This is a genomic window from Bacillus sp. NPDC094064, assembly GCF_050279585.1.
In the GTDB taxonomy this organism is placed as follows: Bacteria; Bacillota; Bacilli; order Bacillales; family Bacillaceae_G; genus Bacillus_A.
Map to the genome: position 1 here is coordinate 152,347 of NZ_JBNNUI010000011.1, position 24,376 is coordinate 176,722.

23 protein-coding genes, 1 rRNA gene and 2 pseudogenes are annotated in these 24,376 nt (G+C 36.1%); 14 read left to right on the plus strand and 12 right to left on the minus strand.

The genetic code is table 11. The annotated features are described in order from the left end of the window. Positions 1-36: 36 nt before the first annotated feature. On the plus strand, positions 37-240 hold the full coding sequence (locus ACQKNI_RS22385; protein ID WP_088232574.1) for a helix-turn-helix transcriptional regulator: 204 nt from the start codon (positions 37-39) through the stop codon (positions 238-240). Position 241: 1 nt separating this feature from the next. After that, a complete protein-coding gene (locus ACQKNI_RS22390) occupies positions 242-670 on the plus strand; it encodes a hypothetical protein (RefSeq protein WP_088232575.1) in 429 nt (142 codons plus the stop codon). 39 nt (positions 671-709) lie between these two features. Here ACQKNI_RS22390 and ACQKNI_RS22395 read toward each other — a convergent pair whose 3' ends face one another. The 8 genes and pseudogenes from ACQKNI_RS22395 to ACQKNI_RS22430 form a co-directional block, all read right to left on the minus strand. Continuing rightward, on the minus strand, positions 710-1,147 hold the full coding sequence (locus ACQKNI_RS22395; RefSeq protein ID WP_088232576.1) for a GNAT family N-acetyltransferase: 438 nt from the start codon (positions 1,145-1,147) through the stop codon (positions 710-712). A gap of 14 nt (positions 1,148-1,161) precedes the next feature. Beyond that, a complete protein-coding gene (locus ACQKNI_RS22400) occupies positions 1,162-1,419 on the minus strand; it encodes a DUF4022 family protein (protein WP_140417487.1) in 258 nt (85 codons plus the stop codon). 53 nt (positions 1,420-1,472) lie between these two features. Then, entirely contained in the window at positions 1,473-3,302 is a 1,830-nt protein-coding gene (locus tag ACQKNI_RS22405) for a monovalent cation:proton antiporter family protein (RefSeq protein WP_088232577.1), read from the minus strand. Between the two features lie 220 nt (positions 3,303-3,522). Then, positions 3,523-3,834: a cytochrome aa3 quinol oxidase subunit IV gene (gene qoxD / locus ACQKNI_RS22410; protein ID WP_088232578.1), complete on the minus strand. Its 312-nt coding sequence runs from the start codon at positions 3,832-3,834 to the stop codon at positions 3,523-3,525. Then, positions 3,835-4,437 carry a cytochrome aa3 quinol oxidase subunit III gene (gene qoxC, locus ACQKNI_RS22415; protein WP_088232579.1) on the minus strand — a complete coding sequence of 201 codons (603 nt, stop codon included), beginning with the start codon at positions 4,435-4,437 and terminating at the stop codon, positions 3,835-3,837. A gap of 13 nt (positions 4,438-4,450) precedes the next feature. Then, positions 4,451-6,385, minus strand: coding sequence for a cytochrome aa3 quinol oxidase subunit I (gene qoxB, locus ACQKNI_RS22420; protein WP_140417488.1), 1,935 nt, complete (start codon positions 6,383-6,385; stop codon positions 4,451-4,453). A gap of 33 nt (positions 6,386-6,418) precedes the next feature. Then, complete coding sequence (locus ACQKNI_RS22425) at positions 6,419-7,294, minus strand: cytochrome aa3 quinol oxidase subunit II (protein WP_088232581.1); 876 nt, start codon at positions 7,292-7,294, stop codon at positions 6,419-6,421. 282 nt (positions 7,295-7,576) lie between these two features. Then, positions 7,577-7,738, minus strand: a pseudogene (locus ACQKNI_RS22430) (amino acid permease); the annotation flags it as partial. Positions 7,739-7,999: 261 nt separating this feature from the next. Here ACQKNI_RS22430 and ACQKNI_RS22435 point away from each other — a divergent pair. The 8 genes and pseudogenes from ACQKNI_RS22435 to ACQKNI_RS22470 all read left to right on the plus strand — a co-directional run bounded on the left by ACQKNI_RS22435 (position 8,000) and on the right by ACQKNI_RS22470 (position 14,504). Next, positions 8,000-8,713, plus strand: coding sequence for a C39 family peptidase (locus tag ACQKNI_RS22435; protein ID WP_170952784.1), 714 nt, complete (start codon positions 8,000-8,002; stop codon positions 8,711-8,713). A 130-nt stretch (positions 8,714-8,843) separates the two neighbouring features. Continuing rightward, positions 8,844-10,013 carry an amidohydrolase gene (locus tag ACQKNI_RS22440; RefSeq protein WP_088232582.1) on the plus strand — a complete coding sequence of 390 codons (1,170 nt, stop codon included), beginning with the start codon at positions 8,844-8,846 and terminating at the stop codon, positions 10,011-10,013. A 1-nt stretch (position 10,014) separates the two neighbouring features. Further along, positions 10,015-10,206: a DUF3311 domain-containing protein gene (locus ACQKNI_RS22445; protein WP_088232583.1), complete on the plus strand. Its 192-nt coding sequence runs from the start codon at positions 10,015-10,017 to the stop codon at positions 10,204-10,206. Position 10,207: 1 nt separating this feature from the next. After that, a pseudogene (locus tag ACQKNI_RS22450) lies at positions 10,208-10,411 on the plus strand (sodium:solute symporter family protein); the annotation flags it as partial. A gap of 190 nt (positions 10,412-10,601) precedes the next feature. Next, positions 10,602-12,080 (plus strand): spore germination protein GerLA, encoded by a 1,479-nt coding sequence (gerLA, locus tag ACQKNI_RS22455; RefSeq protein WP_098253309.1) that lies wholly within the window; start codon positions 10,602-10,604, stop codon positions 12,078-12,080. Continuing rightward, entirely contained in the window at positions 12,081-13,205 is a 1,125-nt protein-coding gene (gene gerLB, locus ACQKNI_RS22460; protein WP_088232584.1) for a spore germination protein GerLB, read from the plus strand. It abuts the gene before it with no gap. Continuing rightward, complete coding sequence (locus ACQKNI_RS22465) at positions 13,189-14,355, plus strand: Ger(x)C family spore germination protein (protein WP_140417489.1); 1,167 nt, start codon at positions 13,189-13,191, stop codon at positions 14,353-14,355. Before gerLB ends, ACQKNI_RS22465 begins: the two co-directional genes overlap by 17 nt. Positions 14,356-14,366: 11 nt before the next feature. After that, positions 14,367-14,504, plus strand: a complete 138-nt coding sequence (locus tag ACQKNI_RS22470; protein ID WP_000493986.1) for a hypothetical protein — start codon at positions 14,367-14,369, stop codon at positions 14,502-14,504. A gap of 59 nt (positions 14,505-14,563) precedes the next feature. Here the strand turns inward: ACQKNI_RS22470 and ACQKNI_RS22475 are convergent, their stop codons facing one another. Genes ACQKNI_RS22475 through ACQKNI_RS22485 form a run of 3 tightly spaced genes read right to left on the minus strand, consistent with a single transcriptional unit; the run spans position 14,564 to position 16,918 of the window. Beyond that, positions 14,564-15,964 carry a nucleoside recognition domain-containing protein gene (locus ACQKNI_RS22475; protein ID WP_088232586.1) on the minus strand — a complete coding sequence of 467 codons (1,401 nt, stop codon included), beginning with the start codon at positions 15,962-15,964 and terminating at the stop codon, positions 14,564-14,566. Further along, the gene (locus ACQKNI_RS22480; protein ID WP_088232587.1) at positions 15,942-16,664 is read right to left on the minus strand and encodes a FeoB small GTPase domain-containing protein; all 723 of its coding nucleotides are present in this window, start codon (positions 16,662-16,664) and stop codon (positions 15,942-15,944) included. The genes ACQKNI_RS22475 and ACQKNI_RS22480 overlap by 23 nt, the downstream gene beginning before the upstream one ends. Further along, on the minus strand, positions 16,661-16,918 hold the full coding sequence (locus ACQKNI_RS22485; protein ID WP_088232588.1) for a FeoA family protein: 258 nt from the start codon (positions 16,916-16,918) through the stop codon (positions 16,661-16,663). The genes ACQKNI_RS22480 and ACQKNI_RS22485 overlap by 4 nt, the downstream gene beginning before the upstream one ends. 508 nt (positions 16,919-17,426) lie before the next feature. On the opposite strand from ACQKNI_RS22485, the gene ACQKNI_RS22490 reads away from it, so the two are divergent. The 3 genes from ACQKNI_RS22490 (at position 17,427) to pstA (ending at position 20,210) form a co-directional block, all read left to right on the plus strand. Continuing rightward, positions 17,427-18,326, plus strand: coding sequence for a phosphate ABC transporter substrate-binding protein PstS family protein (locus ACQKNI_RS22490; RefSeq protein ID WP_088232589.1), 900 nt, complete (start codon positions 17,427-17,429; stop codon positions 18,324-18,326). Positions 18,327-18,396: 70 nt separating this feature from the next. Next, the gene (gene pstC / locus ACQKNI_RS22495; protein WP_140417490.1) at positions 18,397-19,287 is read left to right on the plus strand and encodes a phosphate ABC transporter permease subunit PstC; all 891 of its coding nucleotides are present in this window, start codon (positions 18,397-18,399) and stop codon (positions 19,285-19,287) included. A 2-nt stretch (positions 19,288-19,289) separates the two neighbouring features. Continuing rightward, entirely contained in the window at positions 19,290-20,210 is a 921-nt protein-coding gene (gene pstA / locus ACQKNI_RS22500; RefSeq protein ID WP_088232591.1) for a phosphate ABC transporter permease PstA, read from the plus strand. A gap of 406 nt (positions 20,211-20,616) precedes the next feature. Here the strand turns inward: pstA and ACQKNI_RS22505 are convergent, their stop codons facing one another. Next, positions 20,617-23,661 carry an efflux RND transporter permease subunit gene (locus tag ACQKNI_RS22505; RefSeq protein ID WP_088232592.1) on the minus strand — a complete coding sequence of 1,015 codons (3,045 nt, stop codon included), beginning with the start codon at positions 23,659-23,661 and terminating at the stop codon, positions 20,617-20,619. A gap of 644 nt (positions 23,662-24,305) precedes the next feature. On the opposite strand from ACQKNI_RS22505, the gene ACQKNI_RS22510 reads away from it, so the two are divergent. Then, positions 24,306-24,376, plus strand: a 16S ribosomal RNA gene (locus tag ACQKNI_RS22510); the annotation flags it as partial.

A 24,376-nucleotide genomic window follows, 5' to 3' on the forward strand; every position in this document is an offset into this window, starting at 1 on the left:
TATATATGTTACAATTAATGTAGAGGAGGAGCATGAATGGCTGTAAGTAAAATAAAAGTCGCGCGTGTTCAGTTAGATTTAACACAGCAACAGTTAGCAGAAAAAGTAGGCGTTACAAGGCAAACGATTAGTTTAATTGAAAAGGGGAAATACAATCCGTCTTTAGATTTATGTTTGAAAATTTGTTATGCGGTAGACAAAACATTGAATGATTTATTTTGGGAGGAACAGGGGGGATAGGGTGAAAATCGTGAAAGATGAACGTTTAATGATTGAGGGATTAAAACATATTAGATTAGCTTTCGTCTTACAAAATATTGTCATACTAGGTATTGTTTTTTATCGCTATGTCTTGCAAGGAGCGGGATATGAAAGTGTTTCGGATTTATTAATGGTATTTATGGGCGGGATAGTAGTTATTAACTTTTTAAATTTAAAAAATTCAGTGGAAGTGTATGAGCATACAGGAGGAGTATCGCGTCGTTATTTCATGAAGTTATTATTCATTCCGGTAGGTGTTGTGATTGGGATTTTAGCTATTTGTATCATTGTAACACCAGATATTTCAATAAAGGAAATTAGTATAACAGCACTTATTATGTTTGCTTGTTTTTCAGTTCCTAGTTTGTTTATATACATATATATGAAAAGGATAAAAAGTGAAGATTGAAATATAAGCAAAGCTTTCCTGCATTGAGGAAAGCTTTGCTTATATTTTTTTATACAGAACTTTATGAAGGCCAATCGGTTCAATTTCAAAGATTTCACCATGTTCGTGGAAACCTAATCGTTTGTAATAGTCAGCTACAGTAATTCGGCCATTACACCATAAAATGTTTGCGTTACGCTCTTGTAAGATTTGCTCAGCTTTCTGGATTAAGGAGCTTCCAGCGTATTTGTTTCGAAATTTTGGTAATGTAGCCATTCCACGTAGTCGATAATGGCTACCAGCTGGTAAGGAAGGATATATTTCTTTTGAGAAGGAAGCAATACTAATCAGTTCATCGTTTACAAAAGCGCCTAAGTGGAAAGTGTTTACTTCGAAGTCAGAAGAATATTTACAATCTGCTAATGTTTGACTCGGTCGCAAAATTTTTTGACGTAATACGTAAGTTTCAGACCCATCAATATTTTTCACGGTAATCATATTAACATCCTTTCTTATAAGCTTTTTTCGGTTAGTTGTATAAAGAAGTAGGCTGGTGCAGCGAAAAGTCCGAGTATGCTAGCGGTTCCAAGAAGGAGGGAAAGGAAGAGACAAGTGTATTTGACTCCATTTGATTTCTTCCAGCCGTAACTACAAATTTCAATACTAATACCGATGAGAATAATGGCGACGAGTACTTCCGCTAATAATAATAGAGCTAAAGTTGCAATAGACATAATGTGATCCATCCCCATAATATATGATAGTAACATTTTACCATATGGAACTTTAAAAAATGCCCCTCAATTATATGAGGGGCATTTTTTTATTCTAATATGCTTTTCAATGTATCGATATGTTCTTTTGAACCTGTTACAAGTAAAGTATCACCGTGTTGGAGTCTCGTATCACCGTGCGGTATTAATGCTTTATTGCCGCGATAAATTTGAATGACGAGTACATCACCTAAAAACGGAAGGCGACGTAGTGCAACACCGTTATATGTATTGCTACGCAGTTCAACTTCACGTACTGTTTCATTCGCTGTTGTAATTAAACGAACGAGACTTGGCTTATCAATAAGGGCACGTAATAAAATACGTGTAGAGTTAATTGTTGAGAATACTGCAATATGTTCTTGCGTTGCTTTTTCTTGTAGAAGTGGATCTTCTACGCTTGCAATGACATGTTCAACACCTAGCTCTTTTGCATGTTCTGCTAATAATAAGTTTTGCCCATCATCGCTTGTTGCAACAACAACACGATCTGCATCAAAGGCTGTTTGTTCAGTTAATGATTCAATTGTCATTTCATCAAGTTTAACGATAGGGAAGTCATGGGATGTCGCTTCCTCATCATTTAGTTTATTTTGGCGTATCATATATAGCGTTACGTCATAGTCTTCTCGTTTTAAATCAAGCGATAGCGGAAGGGTAATTCTGCTCGCACCAATAATAGATACTTTTGGTTTTGGTGTTTCTACTTTTGGGAACATCTTTTTAAATAATATAGGTGCAAAAATACAAGTAATAACTGCACTTAAAATAAGAGAAGCTGATAAACTTGGACTAATGATCTCTAATTTTTCACCGATTTGTGCAGCCGCAATAACTAAAGAAAGTGTTGATGTTAATAGGATGGCACTTCCGAGTACGATATTACGTGGATACCATTTTCGTAAAACGAGTGATGGTAATAGTTTTGAGATAAATAGTCCTACAATTAATATTGGAATCATTAGCATACTTGAAGGTTCTTTGAAAATAGACCAAACTTCTAGATTTACACCAACCATTACGAAGAAAATGGGGATGAAGAAACCATATCCGATGGAATCAAGTTTTTCTACCATATCTTCATTTGGTGATAATAACGATACGAGTACACCTGCTAAGAAGGCACCTAAAATATTTTCTGCCCCAACAGATTCAGATAAACCAACTAATATTAAAATGAGTGCAAAAACAGCTCGTGTATCAATTTGTACACTACCGGCTTTTAAGTTTTCTAGGTATGGAATGTTTTTGAAGCGTCTTGCGACAAAGTAAATGACAATACCAGCGCCGAATAGAAGAAGTAGAAGCCACATGCTTTGACCGCTTTCGGAATGTAATCCGACGAATACAGCGAGTAAAATCATTGTAACTAAGTCAGCAATAACAGCGACTAATAAAATGATTTGTCCGATTGCCGTTTTTCCTAAGTTATTTTCTTTTAATGTTGGCACGACAACACCTAAAGAAATAGTTGAAATAATTAAAGTCATGAACATTGCATTGTCTACAAATCCTAGCCATACGAATAATAATGATAGGGCGTAAGATAAGATGAAAATAAATAAGAAGATCATGCTAGCTGCTTGGAATGTATTTGGTTCGTTTGTCGTATTCTTTTTCCCTTTTTGCTTAAAGATCGAAAAGTCAATTTCTAAACCACTTAAGAACATTAGGAAGATAAATCCTAGTGTTGATAAGACTTGAAGCCACATATCTGGCTCAATGATGTTAAATCCACTTTTACCTACAAAGATTCCTGCGATAATTTCTGCAACAACGACAGGAAGTGCTTTTAATTTAAAGCGTTGTAACAAAAGGGGAACGAAAAACGCGATTGCAACGACAACCATAAGTGATAGAACAGAAGTGTGATGTTCCATTGCGTTCTCTCCCTTCAAATAAATATAGTACCTATTTAGCCATATAATAGGAAGAAAAGCAACGCATATGGATTCGATTTCATAAAGAAAGAGTTTTCTTAACATTTGTCATAATAAGTATATATTTCATGATTCTGTTGAAAATTCCGTAATGTGGATGTAATAGGAGAGGGGATAAAAAAAGACTGCTGAGATTCCTCAGCAGTCTTTTTCATGCAAATTACATTGAGAAGAAAATCCATACAGTTAAACCAACTGTTGCTGCTGCAACGAAGAAACTGTATATCATTGTAAGAACTTGAATTCTTCCTTCTCCTTCTTTTAAGTGCATGAACATAATTAATTGTAACAACGCTTGCGCAACTGCCATTATGATGATAGTTGTTAAAATCGTTGAAAGTGGCAGGGTTGTGTAAAGTGCCACGTATAACGCTAGAAACGTTAGTGCAAGCGATAAAATAAATCCGAAAACGTGTGACCATGGGAATCCGCTATGCGCATGACTGTTTGCTTGATTGTTATGTTGACTCATTTATGCCACCATCCCGTTCAAGTAAACTAGTGTGTAAATAAAGACCCAAACAAGATCAAGGAAATGCCAGTATAAGCTGATAATAAATACTTTACGAGCTGTAACTGGTGTTAAACCTCGTTTTAAAATTTGGATAATAACACAAGTCGCCCAGATGATACCACCTGTTACGTGGGCACCGTGCGTTCCAAGAAGAACGAAGAATCCAGATAAGAAAGCACTTGTTTGAATTGTTGCGCCTTCACCAACGTACAAAATAAATTCTTCAATTTCGAAGAATAGGAAGCCTGCGCCTAAAAGTAATGTAAGGATGAACCATCCAAGCATTGCTTTTTGGTTATGCTTACGCATTTCGTGAATTACGATACCACATGTGAAACTACTTGTTAAAAGTAGTATTGTTTGAATTAAAAGTGTTTTAAGTTCAAACAGTTGCGCTGGTGTTGGGCCATCTGCCGTACGACCAGCAAGGACTAGATAAGAGGCGAAAAGTGTTGCGAACAGCATAATTTCAGCCCCAAGAAAAATCCAGAATCCTAGGATGTTCAATCTGCTTTGTTCGGATTGATATTCCAAAGGTAAGCTTTTATCTAAAGCCGCCATGTCATTTCACCTCTCATGCTATATGTTCTGTTTCTTTAATTTCATCAACACTTACGTAGTAACCATCGTCATAATCGAATGAACGATAGATTAAGCAAGCTAAAATACCAACGCCGCCGATTGCTGCAATCCAGAACCAGCTAAATACTAATGCAAAACCTGCAAGACCGAAGAATAAAGACGCAATAATAGGCACGCCAGAGTTACTTGGCATGTGAATTGGTTTTAATTCTTCTGCTGTTGGTGTAACTGTTTCTCCGCGTTTTTTCATGAACCAGAAAGCATCAGCTTCTTTAATTTCAGGAAGTTTCGCGAAGTTGTAATGTTGTACAGGAGATTGAGTTGCCCATTCAAGCGTACGGCCATCCCATGGATCTCCAGTTGTGTCACGCTCACCGTGGCGTGCACTCCAAATTACGTTGTAACAAAGAAGTACGAATCCGATACCCATCATTACTGCGCCGACAGATGCGATTTGGTTCAACCAACCCCATCCAAGGCTTTCAGAGTAAGTGTACATACGACGAGTCATACCGTCTAAACCTAAGAAGTACATTGGGAAGAAACAGATGTTAAATCCGCTCATAAAGATCCAGAATGTCCATTTACCTAGGCGTTCATTTAACATATGACCTGTCATTTTTGGATACCAGAATGTGAATCCAGCAAGCATAGCGAATACTGTACCTGCGATTAATACGTAGTGGAAGTGAGCGATTAGGAAGTAGCTGTTATGGTACTGATAATCAGCTGCTGCCATACCAAGCATAACCCCTGTAACCCCACCGACTACGAAGTTTGGAATAAATGCCAATGACCAAAGCATTGGAACTGTAAAACGAATACGTCCTTTATACAGTGTAAACAACCAGTTAAAGATCTTAACCCCGGTTGGAATCGAAATCGCCATTGTCGAAATCGAGAAGAATGAGTTAACCGCTGGACCTGCACCCATCGTAAAGAAGTGGTGAAGCCATACGACGAAACTTAGTAAAGAAATTGCAACCATTGAGTATACCATCGCACTGTAACCGAATAGACGTTTACGTGAGAATGTACTAATGATTTCAGAGAAAATACCGAATGCCGGTAAAATAACGATATATACTTCAGGGTGACCCCATACCCAGAATAGGTTGGCCCATAACATTGGCATACCGCCGCTCGCCATCGTAAAGAAGTGAGCATCGAATAGACGGTCAAATGTCATTAATGCAAGAGCAACTGTTAATACTGGGAAAGCGAAAATAATGATGACTGTTGTAATTAAGATTGACCAAGTAAACATTGGCATTCTCATTAAAGTCATACCAGGTGTACGCATTTTTAAGATCGTAACTAGGAAGTTAATACCTGTCATTAACGTACCGAGACCGGATATCTGTAATGCAATTGCGTAGAAGTTATTTCCTACACCAGAAGTAAACTCTGTACCTGCCATTGGGAAGTAAGAAGTCCACCCAGCGTCTGGAGAACCACCGATTACGAAAGCGATGTTGAATAACATTGCTCCGACAAAGAATAACCAGAAACTTAAAGCATTTAAGAACGGATATGCAACGTCACGAGCACCAATTTGTAACGGTACTACAAGGTTCATTAATCCCATAACGAATGGCATTGCCATGAAAAGAATCATAACTGTACCATGTGTTGTAAAGATTCCGTTATAGTGTTCAGCGTTTAAATAAGTTGTTTCCGGGAATGTTAATTGAGCACGGATCATTAAACCGTCCATACCACCACGGAATAACATGATAACCGCAGAAATAATATACATGGCTCCGATTTTTTTATGATCAACAGTTGTTAACCATTCGTCCCAAAGCCATTTCCATTTTTTATACTTTGTTAGTACGAAAATGATTGCTAATGTCACAAGGACGATAGAAGCGTCTGCACCGTAAATAATCGGGTCACCTGTGACAAAGAATTCATCAAGCTTCACTGTGTTCACTCCAATCTGTTGGAATAATAGCTATTATTTTTTGTTTTTGTAGTAGTTGTAATCACAATATTCAAGTGATTTTGGATCTACATAACTTAAGTGATGACTAGAGAACGTCATACGACCAACTACACCAGGTTTAACAATTTCGTTGTACTTATCTTCTGTTAGTTTAGGAGCAGTTTCTTGTACTTCTTTAACCCACTTGTCATACTTTTCTTTTGTTTTTGCTTCAACTTCGAACTCCATGTGAGTGAATCCTTCACCAGAGAAGTTCGCACTACGGCCTAGGTAAGAGCCAGGCTTATCAGCTTGTAAATATAAATCCATAATCATGCCGTCCATAGTGTACTTCATACCACCAAGTTCTGGAACCCAGAAAGCATTCATTGGACCTACAGAAGTAAGCTTAAATTGAATTGGTACACCAGCTGGGATGTTTAAATAGTTAACGGTTTCAATTTTTTCCTCCGGGTAACTAAATAACCATTTCCAGTTTGCAGATGTAACATAAATTTCAACTGGTTTAATATGTTTGGACTCTTCCGGAACCTCTTCCGAAGCATAAGTTGCTTTAACTGTTGGAATCGATAATGCGATAACGATAATAACAGGAACAAGCGTCCAAATGATTTCTAATAATGTGTTACCGTGTTGATCAGGTGGCTCATAGTCCATATTCTCTGGTTTTTCACGATAACGGATCAAGATGACTGTAAACAAGATGAATACAATTGCGATAATTAACGACATAAGCACGAATGACCAAATAATTAAATCATATTGTGCTTTTGCAACAGGTCCTTGCGGATTTAATACTGCGAGTTTCTTATCACAGCCACCGAGGAACAGAAGTAATGATAACGGAAGAAGCGAAGCCAACTTCCAAAACGCTTTCTTTAGTTGCACGATTGAAAATCTCCTTTCTCCTTGGATTGAAACTATGCCAATAAAACAATATAAACCTATTAATTTATAGAAGGCAATAGTTTTTGTGATATTGTTAAAAAATAGACACAAATGCACACTTTTTAAGGTGAATATCATTTGTAACTTGATTACATTGTAAACTATTTTCCAGAGAAAAGCGTGATTGTGAAAATTTTAAGATAAATAAAGTTATACCAAGATATCCAAGAAATAGAAAAAAGCTATCTTATCATAAGGAAGATAGCTGAATATTTTGTATATTTAGTTTATTTCGCGTGTGATAGTTCGTTGCTGTTCAAATGTGACAACTTTTTTATATTTAACTTAGTATAAAATGTAAAAAATAATCAGAAATGGAATGCCGCAATAAAGAGCGATTCTCTAATCTGGAATGAAAGTTGAACTAACAAATGTAATGAAAGAAGTATGCAAAAAAGAACTATGACTAAATACAATAAGAATGTGTATTAACAAGGTGATATCGTCACTACGTTAATAATTTTGATTTTAGCAAAAAATTACGAAAAAACACATCATTTTTCTTTTTGTTAAAAATAATTGGAATTTTATAACGATATAGATATGAATGATAATTTACATAATCTTTCTAGCAAACTAGTGAGAAGAAAGGTACAATGAGAGAAGTTACGTCTTAAAAATAATTGATATAATGGAGTTTGGTTAATGGTGAAAAAGTTAAAATATATTTTTGTTCTCGGTATAATATTATGCGTAGCTTTTTTTGTAGGGAAAGATAAAATTATGCAAAAAGTGCAACAAATACGATTAGATTTCATGTCTGAAATGAAAGAAGCGGCAATGATTGAAAATGTACCATTCATAAAACAGTTACCAGAATTACCTCGAGGATGCGAAGTGACAAGTTTAGCTATGTTATTACAATATAACGGTATTCAAATAGATAAGATGCAACTTGCTAGTGAGATCCATCGCGTCCCATTCGAACAGAATGGATTGAAAGGCAACCCTTATGAAGGATTTGTTGGTAACATTTATACGAAATCTGAACCTGGATATGGCGTATATAATCAACCGATTTTTAATTTAGCAGAAAAATATATTCCTGAAAAAGTACTTAATTTAACGGGTAGAGACGTGCAAGATTTATATAAAGTAATTAGTTCTGGTTCACCAGTGTGGGTCATTATTAATACGACGTTTAAGCCGCTAGCTGAAAGTAGTTTTGAAACATGGAATACGGGTTCAGGAGAAGTGAAAATTACATATTATGAGCACAGTGTAGTAGTGGTTGGATATGATCAAAACTTTGTATATGTAAATGATCCTCTAAAAAACAATCCGCGTTTCGCTGTTCCACGAGCAGAATTTGAGAAAGCTTGGGAGCAAATGGGGAAACAAGCAATTACTATATTATAAAAAATAAAAAGTCATCTAAGGATGCCTTTTTATTTTATAATATCATTACTGAAAATTCGGAATATTCTTTTAAGTGAAAGTGATTCACGCTATAATAACATTTAACTTGGTGAAGAAGGGGAGATGAGAAATGGATGTTGCAAAGGAACTTGTTTTGTCAAAGAATCAGTTGATTGAGTGGAGAAGGCATTTTCATAAGTATCCAGAGTTATCTTTTCAAGAAGAAAAAACATCTCAATTTGTATTCGATATACTTCGGAATGTCCCGCATTTAGAAGTATCAAGGCCTACTAAATATAGTGTAATGGCAAAGTTAATCGGTAAGAAACCTGGTAAAACAATTGCGGTTCGTGCCGATATGGATGCTCTTCCTATTCATGAAGAAAATGAGTTTGATTTTATTTCTACATATTCAGGTGTGATGCATGCGTGCGGCCACGATGGACATATGGCGATATTACTTGGGGTCGTACATAAGTTAGTAGAAGAAAGAGAGAAGGTTAAAGGGGAGATTCGTTTTCTATTCCAACATGCTGAAGAAAATTTTCCAGGTGGTGCAGAGGAGATGGTCACAGCAGGTGTAATGGAGGGGGTAGATTATATTATTGGTGCTCACCTTTGGGCGTCGTTAGAGGTTGGGAAAGTAGGTGTAATTTATGGCCCTGCAATGGCTGCACCAGATGTTTTTAAAATTACGATAGAAGGAAAAGGTGGACATGCTGGAATCCCTCATGAAACGGTTGATAGTATTGCAATCGGTGCACAAGTCGTTTCGCAACTTCAGCAAATTGTATCTCGTCTCACGAATCCGTTAGATTCTCTCGTAGTATCTGTTACGCAATTTCATGCTGGGACAACCCATAATGTGATTCCAGAACAAGCGGAGATTGAAGGGACAGTACGGAGTTTAAGGCATGAGTTGCGAGAAGAAACAGAGAAAAGGATCGAACGGATTGTGAAGCATGTGACGGAGGCTTACGGAGCGAAATATACGTTTTCGTATGAATATGGATATCGACCAGTAGTAAATGATTATGAAGTTACAGAGCTTATAGAGCAAACAGCATTACAGCTTTATGGAAGGGAACGAGTTACTCGTTTACAGCCGACGATGGCTGGGGAAGATTTTTCCGCGTTTTTACAAAAGGCACCAGGGACATTCTTTTTTATCGGAGCAGGAAATAAAGAGAAAGGAATTATATATCCTCACCATCATCCTCGTTTTACGATTGATGAAGACGCATTGCCAATTGGAGTGGAAGTCTTTGTATCATCCATTATGAATTTCATAAATAAATGAGATGAAGACACTACACGTGCTAGCGCTTATTCCAGTTCTTTGTTTAGTAGTTGGACCAGTATTTGCAAATTCGGTCACTCCTTACGTACTCGGGATGGCATTTTTATTATTTTGGGTATTATTATCGGTATTCATTACCTCTCTTTGTATGGGACTTGTGTACGTATTCGATTCTGCTAATAAGGGGATATAAAATGACAGCACTACTTATCATTATTTTATTTTTATTTGTGGTACTCTTTTTAGGGATTCGGGCGCAGCATGGAAAAGATATGAATTTAGAACAATGGTCAGTTGGAGGAAGAGGGTTTGGAACAATCTTCGTCTTTCTTCTTATGGCAGGAGAAATTTATACGACATTCACATTTTTAGGAGGAAGTGGCTGGGCATATAGTCGCATTGTTAATTAATCTTGTTGTGATATTTGTAGTTAGTGAATTTACGAAAAGTGTATCTATAAAGAGAGAATATAATAGTAGAAAAATAATTCATGTATGAGAGCTATCTTTGAAAAGAGATAGCTCTTTTTTGTATATATTTGCTTCTATTAGTGGAATCTAACTAAAAACTTGTTGAAAAGGAAGTTAGGTGGGGGAATTGTTAGAGTTAAAAGGTAACTTGTTTGAAGTTATGAAAGAAATTAGGGATGAGTTAGGTTCACCTAATGATTTAACAATTAGAGAAGTCGCTCTTGCTGGTAGTTTTACACGTTGTGCAGTTGTTTTTTTATGTGGATTAACAGACAAGGATAATGTTTATAAATATGTAATTCGTACACTGCAATACGAAGAAATTCCAAATGAAGCAGCTGTTGTTCAAACGTTATTGGATCGTTTTATTTCTATCGCGGAAGTGAGTGTAAAGACAACATTTCCAGATATTATGAATGCAATTTTAGCAGGAGATACGGTTATTTTAATCGATAATAATCAGACTGCTATCGTTGTTAATAGTAGGGCTTGGGAGAAAAGAAGTCTAGAACCTCCAGTGACAGAAGATTTAATCCGTGGACCGAGAGTTGGATTAAATGAAGATATTAATGTGAATAAAATGCTAATTCGCCGTAGTTTACGTGATCCGAAGTTGCGGTTTCAATCTTATATTATGGGGAAGCGATCACAGAAAGAAGTAACCCTAGTATATATAGAAGATATTATTAACCCTTATATTGTAAAAGAACTAGATCGGCGCCTTCAATCAATAGTGACAGATGTTATTTTTGAGACGGGTACGATTGAACAATTAATTCAAGACAATAACCTATCGCCATTTCCGCAGTTTTTGAATACAGAAAGGCCTGACAATATTGTGGCCTCATTAGCGAAAGGAAAGGCGGCTATTTTAGTAGACGGATCACCGTTTGCTCTTATTGCACCGCTCGTATTTGTTGATATTTTTCAATCGGTAGAAGACCATTACGAGCGCTGGGTGATTGGGACGTTATTGAGAGTTTTACGAATGATTTCTGGCATAATGGCAGTTTTGTTGCCAGCAACATATGTAGCGCTCGTTTCATATCACCAAGGGCTGATTCCATCTAAATTAGCCTATTCAATTGCTGGAGCAAGAGAAGGTGTTCCGTTTCCAGCCTATATTGAAACGTTAATGATGGCATTAACGATGGAGTTAATACGGGAGGCTGGAATTAGATTACCAAAGCCGATGGGACAAACGATTGGTATCGTGGGGGGGCTTGTAATTGGAGAAGCTGCGGTGAATGCCGGGATTGTAAATCCATTTTTAGTCATTATTATTGCAGTTACTGCAATTGCTACGTTCTCACTGCCTGTATATAGTATTACGATTACGTTTCGGATTTTGCTGTTCGTCTTCGTATTAGCTGCAACGGCTTTTGGATTGTATGGAATTATTCTAGCTCTTATCGCACTTGGTGTTCATATTACGAATTTAACAAGCGTTGGTGTACCGTATACAACTCCGATTGCTCCTGCGTTTTATAAAGATTGGAAAGAAGAAATTGTTCGTTTGCCAAAATCAATGTTGAAAGAGAGACCAGAGTACTTGCAAACGAAGGATTCTACAATACGTCCAAAGGAGCGAGAATAATTGAAACCATTTGAGTATGGCGATGAAGAAATTGGATCTCGGGAAATTGGATTTGCAGTATCGTCGACGATTATTGGAATAGGTGCATTGTCTATGCCAAGGGATATTGCCAATCAAACTTTATTTTCGGACGGTTGGATTATTTTGCTTTTGGGTGGATTGATATGTGCGGTTTTAGGTTGGTTTGTAACGAGGGTGGCTATTTTATTCCCAAAGCAAAACTTTGTTCAATATACAAGTACACATTTGACGAAGCCTGTTGCATACACAATTAGTAGCATTTTAGTATTAACGTTTGCTGCTTTGACAGCGTATGAATCGCGAATGATTGCAATTATTTCACAAACATATTTATTTAGTGATACGCCCGTACAGCTACTGTCTTTCTTTTTCTTATTAGTTGTTATTTATGGAATAGCAGGATCGAGAGCAGCTTTCTTACGGTTAAATGTTATGTTCTTACCTATTGTTTTAATTGCGATAGTACTTCTTTCTTTATTGAATATAAATTTAATGGAAATAAATAATTTATTTCCAGCTTTTCAAACGGGCGTCACTCAATATGCTGTAGGAGTTAAAAATTCTATTTTTACGTTTATTGGATTTGAGGTAGCTCTGTTTTATGCTGTGATGTTGAACGATAAGACAGCGAAAAAAGCACCAATGGCAGTTGCAAAAGCAGTGATGGTAAACGTGCTGTCGTACATTTTAATTTATGTAACTTGTATTAGTGTCTTTACATATATGACAACCCGTGGATTAACGTATCCAACAATTGAATTAGGAAAAGAAATTGAAATTGGAGGAGGTTTTTTAGAAAGATTTGATGCGATTTTTTTTACGACTTGGATTATTACTATTTATAACACTACTGCAATGTATTATGACGTAGCTTCTTTGTTGTTTTGTGCTATGTTTCCGAAAGTGAAGAAGCATATTTTCATTTTCGTGAGTGCTCCTATGATTTTTATGGTGAATATGTTGCCGGGTAATTTAAATACGTTGTCAAATTACGGAACTTATTTAGCTTGGATAGATATGGGTTTTGTTGTGTTAGCGCCTTTGTTAGTTTTTATTGTATATAAAATAAAAAGAAGGAATGGTAGAAATGAAAAACCTTCTTAAAATTATAATGGTTATGGTTTTAGCTGGATGTATAAGTGGGTGCTCTGAACTAGAAGAAATAGAAGAAAGAGGATTTGTAGTAGGTGCGGCCTACGATATTGTGAAGGAGAAGAAATCGAATCCGATTATGAAAGGGACGTATCAAATGGTACTCCCGAGTAAATTGTCGCAACAAGGTGGACAAGGGGGGGGAGATAGTAAAAATTATATTAACGTAAGTGCGAAAGCAGATAGTGTCTTTGAGCAAATAAGAATTATTGCTACAAAAATTAGTCGAACATTATTTTTTCCGCATATACAAGTGATTATTTTTTCGGAAGAATTACTGGCGAATCCACATGTTTTGCAAAATACATTAGATGTATACATTCGCGATCATGAAATGAGAAGAAATATTCGTTTGTTTGTTTCTGAGAAAAAGGCAGAAGCTCTTTTAAAGCAGAGTGCAAAACCTGAAAATTTACCGGCTCAGTATATTGATATGTTAGCTGAACATCCTCCGAAAAATGCGGAAATGATTGAGGCTGCAAGAATTGGTGTAGTACAGGGGAAAATGATCGCAAACCGAAGCTTCGCATTACCTCTTTTAGGGCTAACGAAACAAGGGGTGCAAATGGAAGGAGCAGCATTGTTCCGTGGAAAGGATAATAAATGTGTTGGAACTTTGAGTGGGGAACAAACATTAGGGATGAACTATATAATAGGTAAAAAAATTGGAGGTTTCTTTACTGTTCGTAAAAAAGATCAGCTAATTACATATGAAATTCATAAGTTGCGCCGAAAGATTAAGGTGTCTACGACAAATGCTACAAAACCGAAGTTTGATATTTATCTATCTACAGAAGGGACATTAGCTGAGTTGCATTTTAATGAACCGAAACAAGTGATGAATGAAAACCTTTTAGCGAAAGAGATTTCAAAGGAAATGAAGAAGCGTATTGAAAAGTCAATACGACTTGTTCAAAAAAAATATAAGGTGGATGTTTTAGAACTAGGAGAGGTATATAAACGGCATAACTATAAAGAGTGGAAAAAAATAAGTAAGAATTGGGATCAAGGCGAAAATTATTTTAGTAATGCTGAAATTACTGTTCATGTTCATCCAACAATTGAACATTCAGGTTCGGCGTTACCGAAGAGAGTGAAATAAGGTGATGTAAGTTGTTTACTGGATTAGGAATTAGTTGCACGATATTAATGGCGGTTCTTCCAGGAGCTATATACTTCATTCATAAAAAAATTACAACGTATGGAGCACAGCCTTGGAATACTGATGTGCAAAAAAAGAAACCTGAATAATTTCAGGTTTCTTTTACGCAAAGCATATGTGAAGGGGGATACCTTCACATATGCTTTGTTTATACAAGCCCTAACCAATGTACCAATTGTGTAGTGAGGAATGTAACAACAATGGCGATTACGGTAGGGATTGCAAACGATAAGAATGTCCATTTCGCACTTTTTGTTTCTTTATATATGTTAACTAGTGTTGTTCCGCATGGGAAATGAAGAAGTGAGAACAACATTGTGTTTAATGCTGTTAACCAAGTCCAACCATTTTCTAAGAATAGATTTTTGATCTGATTAAAATCATCTATTTCAGTTAAAGCTCCAGTTGATAAGTAGGACATTAATAAAATCGGGATAACAATTTCATTAGCGGGTAACCCAAGAATGAATGCAGCTAGAATAAAGCCGTCAAGTCCTAGCATTTTAGCGAATGGATCTAGGAAGTTTACGAAATACATAAGTAGGCTTGTGTCACCGACGAAAATATTAGCAAGTAACCAAGTTAATGCAGCTGCAGGGGCAGCTACAACTATAGCTCGCTTTAAAACATAGACTGATTTATCGAGTGTTGCACGAACTATGGTATTCCAAACTTTTGGCTTACGGTATGGTGGTAATTCAAGTGTGTAGTGAGTTGGAACGCCTTTTAAAGCTGTTTTTGATAGTACCCAAGAGACGGTTAATGTCATAATAACACCAATTACAACCATTCCAACTACAACGCCGGCAGTAACAAGTGTTTGCATGCTACCTGTATATCCAGCAGCCATAAATAATGAAGCCATTAAAATTAATGTAGGCCAGCGTCCATTACATGGAACAAAGTTGTTTGTTAAGATAGCAAGCATACGCTCACGTGGTGATTCAATAATACGTGTTGACATAATAGCTGCGGCGTTACAACCAAATCCCATTGCCATCGTTAAAGATTGTTTACCATGTGCGCCAGATCGTTTAAACAAGCGGTCCATATTAAACGCGACACGTGGTAAGTATCCGTAGTTTTCTAATAGTGCGAACATGGGGAAAAAGATTGCCATAGGTGGTAACATAACGCTAATGACAGCACCGATACCACGGAATAAACCAAGTATTAAAATGCCATGTAACCATTCAGGTGCATGCATTGCTTGGAACCAAGATGTTAAATATCCTTCTGCCCATCCAAAGAACTCAGCAATCATATCAGAAGGTACGTTAGCACCTGCAATTGTAAGATAAAAAATAATAGATAAAATACCTAGCATGATTGGGAATCCCCAGATTGGAGATGTAAAAATTTTATCTAGTTTCTCAGAACGATACAATTTATCAGTATTTGTATATTGAACAGATTCTTTACAGATACTCGCAGATGTTCGATAAATATCTCCGACAATATCATCTCGTATATCTTCTTTTGAAAGTGTTTGAGCGTGTTGAATAATATAGTCTAATGGAAGAGCTTTACTGGCTGAGTGAGATTCCATTGATTATGACCTCCCTTACAAGTGGTTCGTTATGGTGTTTTTGAAGTGCAGTTAAGAAATTTTTATCTCCATCTAATATACGTAATGCAATCCAACGTGCTGGATACGTATCACCGAATACTTTATAAATTTGTGGTTCTAATTCTCGAATCATATTTTCGATTTTTTCACTATAAGTAACTTTAATTGGTGTTGGAATTAGCTTTCTATTTGCCACTTTAGCGATGACGTTTAGCAAATGACCAATACCTACTCGGTTACGAGCTGAAATTTTAACTACAGGTACACCGAGTGATTTTGCTAATTTCTTTTCATCAATAACGATACCTTTTTTCTCGGCTTCATCAATTAAGTTAATACAAATGACTACGTTGCTTGTCATTTCCATCACTTGGAGTGCTAAATTTAAGTTTCTTTCCATAGCAGTTGCGTCTACAACGACTACAGTTACTTCTGGCTTTTCAAATATAATATAATCCCTTGCTACTTCTTCATCTGCAGAATTTGAATACAGTGAGTAAGTTCCGGGTAAATCTATTAATGTATAATTACTTCCGTTATGTTCATATTCCCCTTCAGCTTTTAAAACAGTTTTTCCCGTCCAGTTTCCAGTATGTTGTTTTAAGCCTGTTAAAGTATTAAATAATGTACTTTTCCCGGTATTCGGGTTACCAGCTAAAGCAATACGATGTTTGCTCATCTGAAATCATCTCCTATTAATATCCCGAAAATAAGGGAGCTCTCTTCCTTACGCAGTGCGATCGTTGTGTTACTTACTTGATAAGCGACTGGATCGCCAAGTGGACTGCGCTGTAATACTTTAATCGTTGCCCCAGGAATAAATCCTAAATCCAATAAACGTCGTTTCATAGTTCCTTCTAATTGTATCTTCTCAATTTGTACAAATTCCCCTGTTTTAAAATCGGAAAGAGGTTTAGTATTAGCCGATACCATAAAAGTTACCTCATCTCTATATTTTTAGTGTTAGTTTAAAAAGTTTCCTTAGGTAAACTTTTTGTTAGTAATATAGTAGACCACATTGAATAATGCTGTCAATTAGTACTTTAAAAATATTCAATTATTTTTAGAATTGTTCCAATTTATTTAGTTGTACTAAAAAATATTACTGAAATTCTTTTTAATGTAAATAAAGTAAGGGTGTAAAAATGAAAAAGAGAGCGAAATTGTAAATATATTTTTAAGCTAAAGGGCAAAATATAGAAAGTTATTTACATTAGATTTACATTGTTAAGATTAAATTTACAATACTTCATGTTTAATGTGGGTTTTGTTGGCTTTTTTAACTATAAATGTTGGAATGTCTAGCTTTTACGGACTGTTACCTCTATTTACTTAAACTTAAAAATTGCTTAACACTCACATAATATTGTTGTCCTACAATGAATTTAGGTTCGAAAGAAAATGAATTCGAAAAGCGATAATCCAAATGGGGGTACAAGACATGGTTATGAAAAAAGGTATTAAATTTTCTTTAGCAGCTTTAGTTGTGGCAGGTGCATTAGTTGGATGTGGAAAAGCAGAAAGTACGGATAAAGAGGCTGCTAAAGGAAGCGATAGTGCAAAACAAGAATTATCAGGTACGATTGCAGCGGCTGGTTCTACAGCTCTTCTGCCTCTTGCGGAGGAAGCTGGAAAGAAATTCATGGAGGAAAATTCAAAAGTTTCTATTCAAGTTCAAGGTGGCGGTAGTGGGACTGGGATTAACCAAGTAGCATCTGGTGCAGTTCAAATTGGTAACTCAGATGTTCCGTCTTCGGATAAAATAAAAGATGCTGAAAAGGCGAAAGAACTAGTAGATAACAAGGTAGCGGGTATTGCATTCGCTCTTGTCGTAAATAAAGATGTAAAAGTTGATAACTTAACAGTACAACAAGTACAAGATATCTTTACTGGAAAAGTAACAAACTGGAAAGAAGTAGGCGGGAAAGATGAAAAAATCAACGTAATTAATCGTCCGGCTTCATCTGGTACGCGTGCTACATTTGAAAAGACAGTTATGAAAGATGCGAAAATCAATGATGGAACTGGTACAACACAAGATTCTAACGGTGCAGTAGAGCAAGCGATTAATTCTACGCCAGGCTCAATAAGTTATTTAGCAATGTCTTACATGGTTGGTGAGAAAAAAGGTGCGCTACAAACAGTGAAAATTGATGGTGCTGAACCGAAAGTTGAAAATATTTCGTCTGGTAAATATCCATTCTGGTCTTACGAATACATGGTAACAAAAGGTGAAGCGAAAGAAGCAACAAAAGCTTACATTGATTATGTAAAAGGTAAAGACTTTGAGAAACAAGTAGAAGATATGGGTTACATTCCAATGTCTAAATTAAATAAGTAATCAAATTTATGGGGCTGGCTGCAAGGCCAGTCCTGTTCATTTCAATCTGTGAAGTGGGGTCTGTCCTGTGATGAAGGGGAAAAAACAAATTAATTACGTGAAAAGTGAATATATAGGAAGAACACTTGTTACGTTTTGTGGTATTTTAATTGTCTTAATTACATTAGCTATTATTGCATTTATTTGCGGTAAAGGAATCCAATCTTTTACGCAAAGTGGTATCTCATTTACTGAGATGTTAACATCGACAAAATGGAATCCAAATGCTGACGAAGGAAGCTTTGGGGCTTTGATTTTTATTGTAGGTTCAACAGTGGTTTCATTAGGTGCGGTTATTATTAGTGCGCCGATTGCTATAGCTCTTGCTATATTCATGAATTTAATTTCGCCAAAGTTTGGAAACAAAGTATTGAAGCCTGTTTTAGAATTATTAGTCGGTATTCCTTCAGTTGTATACGGATTATTAGGGGTTACGATTTTAGTTCCGTTATTACGTGATTCATTTGGGGGAGTAGGATTTAGTTTAATTGCAGGTATTATTGTACTAAGTATTATGATTTTACCTACTATTGCTAGTATCGCTTCTGATGCAATCCGCTCTGTTCCGTTTGAATATTTAGAAGCTTCTTATGGTCTAGGATCAACGAAATGGCAAGCGGTTAGCCGTGTAATTGTTCCGGCTGCTAAAAAAGGGATTTTGACAGGTATTGTTTTAGGTTTAGCGCGTGCTTTTGGTGAAGCGTTAGCGGTTCAAATGGTAATCGGAAATACGATTAAATTACCAGAAGGAATATATAGTCCGACAGCAACGTTAACAGGTATTTTGACAATGGATATGACAAATACATTGAACGGAACTGCTTGGAACAATGCGCTATGGACTTTAGCGATGATTTTACTTGTTATTTCATTCCTGTTTATTTTAGTAATTCGAGCGATTGGACAAAGAGGTGAGCGATAATAATGAATGCAAGAACGGTAAATAAAATTTGGACGGGTATCTTTTACGCAGTTGCGGCTTTAGTTGTAGCTCTGCTAGTATTCTTGGTGTTTGAAATTTTACAAAAGGGATGGGGATTTTGGGATCCTGATTTCTTGTTTGGAGAACCAAGCAATACAAGAGCTGGTGGTGGAATTGGTCCGCAGTTATTCAATTCCTTCTACATGCTTGTTATAACGCTTGTTATATCTATTCCTCTTGGATTAGGAGCTGGAATATATTTAGCCGAGTATGCAAAACAAGGACGTTTTTTAGGTTTTGTTCGTTTGTGTATTGAGACGATGGCATCTTTACCTTCTATTGTTGTTGGTTTATTCGGTTTGTTAGTGTTTGTTACAATGACAGGTTGGGGATACACGGTAATGGGTGGTGCTCTTGCTTTAACTATTTTAAACTTACCAGGTTTAACTCGTGTTTGTGAAAATGCGATTTCAGAAGTTCCTCCTAATGTAAAAGAGGCAAGTCTTGGATTAGGTGCAACAAAGTGGCAAACGATCGCTCGTATTATTATTCCGTCATCATTACCACAAATTATTACAGGGATTATTTTAGCAGCGGGTCGTATATTCGGGGAAGCGGCAGCATTAATTTACACAGCGGGTTTAACATCTCCAATTTTAAATTCAGCAGCGGATTTATCGAGCCCTTCGCACCCTTTAAATCCATTTAGACCGGCTGAAACGTTAGCGGTTCACATTTGGAAGTTAAATTCTGAAGGGGTTATCCCAGATGCGAAGTTAATTGCGACAAAATCTGCCGCTGTATTAATTATTATGGTATTACTATTCAATATCATTTCACGTTTTGTAGCATCTGTATTACACAAGCGTTTTACAGGAACGAAAAGAAAAAGTAAAGCGGCGAAGAAGGTAAAAGCAGCATAAGTTACAAAGGAGAACTCTCTATTTATAAGTAGGGAGTTTTTTGTATTTTAATAATAGAAGGAATGAATGTAATGAGTGTTGCATTTGTAATTAATTATATAGCTGAATAGGTGCGAATGGGGGATTGTTTTTCTGCAAATGTCAGGTCTTCCTGGGGCGGGAAAGTCGACAGTTTCTAAGTGTATAACGAAGTTAACAGGTGCTATAAATGATATAGAAGAGATTAATAATTATGATTAGTCAAATTAAAAAAGTGGTTACATGGTAGCAAAAGACAGTTAAATAGTGAATATCTTATTGTGGATTCTAGTGAATCCCTAGAGCAGTATGCGGAAAAAATGATGGATTATATCAGTAAGTAGAGAAAAGGCGTTATCTTCATTCGTGAAGATAACGCCTTTAGCTTTTAAATATCCGGTGTTTCTGTAGAAGTGCTTATTTTTCTACGAGAGCGCCTTTTTCTCCCGATTTTATCTAATAGTTCATACATAACGGGAACGACTACTAATGTAAGGACAGTTGAGACTGCTAAACCACCGATGACGACGACAGCTAGACTTTTTGATACCATACTTCCTGCTTGTGATTGACCGAACAGGAGTGGTAGCATTGCAACGATTGTTGTAATAGCTGTCATAATAATTGGGCGTAGTCTAGTAGAACCAGCTTCGAGTAAGGCTTCTCTTGTTTCCATGCCGTATTCCCGATTTTGTTGCACTCTTTCTATTAATACAATAGCGTTTGTAACGACGATTCCAATTAACATTAATGCACCAATCAAGGAGTTTATATCAACAGGTGTTCGTGAAACGATTAATCCTAAAATGCCACCGACAGCAGCTAATGGCAAGGAGAATAAGATTGCAAAAGGGGCGCGCGCTTGCCCGAAGGTGATAACCATAATTAAATATACAATCCCAATTGCAATCCCCATAATTTTGAATAAATCTGTAAAGTTTTCTTGCATAGATTCAGTGGCGCCCGCGATATTTACTTTTGCGCCGCTAGGTAAATCTATGTCAGCTATCGCTTTGTTTACTTCTGCGCTTACTTTACTTAAATCTTCATTTGAAGCTTCTGCGGTAATTTGAATTGTTTCTTTTCCGTCTTTATGGAAAATTTCTGTTTGAGTTTGTTTTTCTGAAATAGTCGCGATGTCTTTTAAAGGAATTGGTCCGTTAATAGGTGATAGTATGTTTGTATTTAAAATATCTTCTTGTTTATTAATGTTTTCCTTTTTGTGTTCTATCATAATAGTAGTTTTTTCGTTATTGATTGAAATTTCACCAATAGGTGATTTCTTCATAAGGAAGGATACTTGTTGAGCAGCTAATTCTGGTGTTAAACCTAGTTGTTCAGCCTTTGTTTGATCAATGTGAATTTGCCATTCTTTTTTAGAGTCTTCTAAATTCGTTTTTACTTTCGAAAGAGTATCCATACTCTTTAATTTCGTTTCGACGATGTTAGCAGCTTTTTTTAAATTCGTGTCGTTAGTAGCTGTTACGTTAAATTGCAGATTGTTGCCACCGCCAGAGCTTGAATAACTCGTTTTTATATACTCGAGTTCGGCGGGCTCAAAAGCTTTTTGTTCTTTTTTTAATTCTTTAATATATTGATCGATGTCATAACCTTTTTTGAAGACTACAAATATACTAGCAAGATTATTTTTAGTCGTTTGTCCCCATTGTGCATCTTCTGCGCTTGATCCCATTCGTAAAATAACATCTGTGACAGCGGAATTAGAGAGTAGTTTCTTCTCGAAATCAAAGGCTTTTTGTTTTTGAGATTCAGAATCATAATCGGCTGGAAATGTCATATTAACGGATAGCATTGTATCGTCTTCAGACTTTATGTTCGCTTTTGGTAGTACTATGTAGGCGGCGATTGATCCTGCAAATAATAAAAAAGAAGTAAGTAGAATGATAAATTTATGAGAAAGAGCCCATTTTAATGTAGCGACATATCGTGGTGAAGAACTCGTCTTGCGATGCTTTGTTTTTTTGAGTAGTAAAAAGGCCATAAGTGGAACAACTGTTAATGCAACGATTAAAGAAGAAAGGATAGAATATACAACTGCTAATACCATAGGTAACATTAATTTTCCGATTACTCCTGATACGAGGCCGATTGGTAAAAAAACAGCGACCGTTGTTAAAGTAGAAGAAGTAATTGCGACGGCGACCTCTTTTGTTGCATCGAGAATAATATCTTTAGAGAAAGATTCTTTTTGTAAACGGCGGAAAATATTTTCAATGACAACGATACTATCATCGACAAGACGTCCAACTGCAACAGCTAAACCACCAAGAGTTAAAATGTTAAGTGTGATGTTAGATTGATGTAGTAAAAAGAGTGTTAATAAAATAGATAAAGGAATACTGACGACAGCGATGAGTGTCGTTCGGAAGCTGCGTAAAAAAATTAAGATAATAAGAGTTGCGGCAATTGCCCCCAGGATTACTTCTTTTCCCATACTAGTAACAGCATTTTCGACTTGCTCGTGAGTTGAGGCTAGAAGTTTAATAGAAAACTGACCTTTATATTCTTTGCTTAAATCCTTAACTTTTTTATCAATTTCCTTTCCGATTGCCACCGCATTTTTACTTGGTTCTTTCATGATGACTAATCCTGTGCCTTCTTCTCCGTTTATGTGTGAGATTGTATCATAGTGTTGTTTGAGTTCAATTTGAGCAACATCTTGCAATTTTACTTGAGGTGCAACGGTAATATTTTTAATGTCATCTACATTTTTTATATCTCCGATTACACGAAGGTTGTATTCTTCTTTATTAACGGTAATTGCTCCAGCTGGAGTGGAGGTTTCTTTTCCTTGTAAAACTTTTAATGCTTGCTCTGATGTTACGCTTTTATCTTTTAGTTTGTTAGGATCAAGTACAATGGATAATTCGGAAGTTGATTTTCCGAAAAACATGACATTAGCAACACCATCAATGTTTTCGAGTTGTGGCACGATTTCTTTCTCGATTTGTTTTTCGTCAGCTTTTGAAAATCCGTTTTGCTTCTGAATGGTAATTTGAGCGAGTGGAATCATAGAAGTATTTAATTGGCTAACTACAGGCTTGGATACATCTTTAGGTAATTTAATCATATTAATTGCTTTTTCGACTTCGCGTGCCGCGTCTTTCATATTTGCCTTGGATGTATATGCAATGTCGATACGTGATAATCCCTCGTGTGTGGAAGAAGTGATGCCATCAATATGTTCTAAGTTACGAAATTGTTTTTCAAGGGGATCAGTTACTTCCTTGGTCATCGTTTCAGCATCGAGCCCTTGAGATAATGTCGTGACAGTTATTGCAGGGTTATCGATGCTGGGTAAAAATTCCATAGGCAATTTAGAGCCGGAATAAACGCCGAGTACGGAAATGAGAAAAACCATGATAATAATAGCGGCTCGGTTTTTTAATGAAAACTTTGTTAACCTATCCATAAGATAATTCCTCCATTAATATTTATAGTTTTGTGGGCACGTTCTTACTATATAACAAAAAATGGATATTTTTCATTAATTAAATGTAAAAAAATTCTAACAATAATCTTAAGTTAATGTTTTTGTGGAGATTTTAGTATTTGTAGAAAGTGAAATGGTGGGTTGGAGAAGAAAGTGTTCATTCGAGTTGCTTTTTAATGTGTGAGGGATTCGTTATTTATATCGTTATTCTATAGAGAGGTAAATGATTATGAACTTTAATATAGAAGGGAATGAAAATATGAGAAGTTATTGTGGAATACAATTTGGTTAATCAGGGTCTGTTGGTATACAATTGAAATACTCGTTTTTAGTAGAAAAGATAATAGTTCTTTCTATAGAAGGAAGTAGAGTGGATAATTTTTTTGTATTTTTTATAAAAAATACTTGTTATTTCAAAATCATAATGGTATATTAATAAACGTCGCTGATGCGGAAACGCAGAAAACGATAAAAAAGAAATTAAAAAACATAGTTGACATCGAAAAATGAAGATGTTAATATGATGAAGTTGCTTCTGAAGCGGCGGACAAGTTCTTTGAAAACTGAACGAAACAAACAACGTGAAACGTCAATTTTTATTTTAGATGCTAGACAAACTAACTTTATTGGAGAGTTTGATCCTGGCTCAGGATGAACGCTGGCGGCGTGCCTAATACATGCAAGTCGAGCGAAT